The organism is Nocardia sp. NPDC050630, assembly GCF_044457245.1.
GTDB lineage: Bacteria > Actinomycetota > Actinomycetes > Mycobacteriales > Mycobacteriaceae > Nocardia.
In genome coordinates, this window is the sequence record NZ_JBITGN010000062.1 from 1 (window position 1) to 2,553 (window position 2,553).

A 2,553-nucleotide genomic window follows, 5' to 3' on the forward strand; every position below is an offset into this window, starting at 1 on the left:
TGTCAACGGACATCGGGACATCCGGGCGGATGGATTCGGCGGGTCCGGCTGGGCGGACAGCAGATCTCCGGGCTGATGGACATCAGTTCTCCGGGTGAGTGATCAGGCCAAGGGCATCACGCCTTTGCCAGCGAGGGCTTCGGCCAAGCGGTGTGAGTCCCCTTTTGTCAGCACGAGATGCGCGTGATGGAGGAGCCGATCCACTGCCGCGGTGGCCAAGGTCTTGGGCATGATCGTGTCGAATCCGGAGGGATGAATATTGCTGGTCACCGCGATGGAACGCCTCTCGTATGCGGCGTCGATCACGCGGTAGAACGCCTCGGCGGCCTCCGGGCCGACGGGCAGCATCCCGATGTCGTCACAGACGATCAGGTCGCAGGAGCAGATGCGGGCGACCGCGCGGGCGATCGACCCGTCGGCTTTGGCCTTGCCGATGGTGGCCGCGAGGGATTCGAGGGTGAACCACGAGACCCGCAGGTCGTTCTCGATCGCCGAATGCGCGAGCGCTTCGACGAAGTGACTCTTGCCCGTGCCGGAGGCTCCGGCGACCACAAGATTCTCGTGTCGCCCAATCCATTCCAAAGTCGCCAGGGCGTTCTGGGTGGGCTCGGGAATGGTCGATTCCTCCGGCAGCCAGGACGAGAACGTTTTGCCGGTGGGGAAATTCGCGGTCTTGCGGCGTTGGCGCCGCGTCGCCGAATCACGGCCGGAGACTTCCTCGCTCAGCAGCACTCGCAGCACTTCGGCGGGATCCCAGCGTTGAGCTCGCGCGGTCGCGAGCACGTCGGGCGCGGCTTTGCGCAGATAGGGCAACCGCATCCGGCGGCAGATCTTGTCCAATTCCTCCGGCAGCACCGGGGCTTTCGGGGAACTCATGCGCCGAACCTCCCCCAACCAGCGGTTCCGGGCTGGACCGAGTGCGCTTCGTCGGCGCGCACCACCTCGGCCAAGCCGGAGAAGCGGGCCAGATGATCGAGGATCGAGGCGAGATCACCGTCGTCGAAGCGGCCCGCGACCGCGGCGACACCGAGTGCTTCCTCGACCGCGTCGGCGCCGGTGAGCGCGGCCAGCTCGAGCGCGCGAGTCATCTTCGCGCGAATCCGCGACACTCCGGACGCGGATGCCTCGGTCAGCCAGCGGCGCGCGCCCTCACCGAGGTCGAGGAACGCGATCTCCTCGACCGTTCGCGGTCGCAGTTTCCGCACCCGCGGCAGATCCCCGCCCTCGTGATGCGGGTAGTGCTCATCGAGGATCCGCGGATTGCCCGGTGTCGAGAGCCGATGCCGGGCGATCTCGGCCAGCCCCAATGGATTTCGCCCGGTGATCACCAATTCCTCACCGGCGACGCGGCACCATACTTTCTGTCCCTGGTATCCGTCTGGGGTCGAATACCGCACCGATCCCCACCGGATGGTCTGATCGTCACCGACCAGGCGCTCCTCGCCGAGCGCGATGGCATGCGGCGCGCCGGGCAGCACATGCAGATGCGCCCGCTCTACCGCGAGCCGGGTGATCGGCGCGAGGCCGGTCTCGCGATGCGGGCGCGCGTTGACCCGTTCGCACCAGGACCAGCACGCGTCGGCCAGTTCGGTGAACGACGAGTATTCCGGCAGAAGGTTCGCCGTGGTCGGCACCAGATCGGCTTTCGCGATCTTCACCGTGTGCTCGGCTCCGCCCTTGGATTCCGGATCGAACGGCTCACAGGTCTCGACCTTGCAGCCGTAATGCCGCCCGGCCGCAACGATTTCCGGATGCCGCACCGGCAGCCCGGCGATCCGGTCCACCGTCACCGTTTTCGGGTTGTCGGTCAGCAAATACGTTGGCGCACCACCAATCCGGCGCAACGTCACATCTATCCCGAGTACCAGCGAACCCAGGGTTTGATCCCACGACGGGATCACCACCCGATACCGCGACCACGCCAGCCACGCGCAGAACAACTGGGTCCGCCGCCCATTCACTCGCGGGCCTTCGCCCCAATCGAATTGCAGCCACATGCCCGGCTCGGGCAGCCACGGCCGATATTTTCTGCGGTGGCCGGCCTTCCACGTCGCCTTCGCTTCCGCGACCGCGCGCCGCGTCGACCGGTCGGTCCCCTCGAACCCCATCGCGACCAACCGCTGATGCACGACATCAGCACGGATCTTGCCCTGGGACTTGTCCACCAATTCCTCGATCTTGCCCATGAACGGGTCGATCGACCGCGACCTACGCGGCCTGGCCAGCGGATCACACCCCTCGTCGCGGATCGCGACATACCGGGCGACGGTCTTCTCATCCACCCCCGACAACGCTGCCGCCGAATGCGCGCAGCGCGTCAGATCGAACGCTTCCAGAATCTCCATGATCTTCCTGTCAGACTTGGTCAACGGGATCCCTTCGACGCAGTTGGCAAGCGATCACACACCGCCAGCCAACTCGCCCGAAGAGGTCCCGTTTCGCATTTATTCAGGCGTGTCCCAGAGATCCAGATGTCCGCCGATCCGGAGAAATCATGTCCGCCAGCCCGGAGCCAAATGTCCGCCCAGCCGGATTATCACGTGTCCGCTAGCA

Annotated in this window: 2 protein-coding genes; both read right to left on the reverse strand. The window is 65.7% G+C overall.

Annotated features, from left to right (window positions below; all coding sequences use genetic code 11):
• Positions 1–102: 102 nt before the first annotated feature.
• A complete protein-coding gene (gene istB / locus ACIBG0_RS42170; RefSeq protein ID WP_397041270.1) occupies positions 103–876 on the reverse strand; it encodes an IS21-like element helper ATPase IstB in 774 nt (257 codons plus the stop codon).
• Positions 873–2,345: an IS21 family transposase gene (gene istA, locus ACIBG0_RS42175; protein WP_397041272.1), complete on the reverse strand. Its 1,473-nt coding sequence runs from the start codon at positions 2,343–2,345 to the stop codon at positions 873–875. Before istA ends, istB begins: the two co-directional genes overlap by 4 nt.
• Between the last annotated feature and the right edge of the window lie 208 nt (positions 2,346–2,553).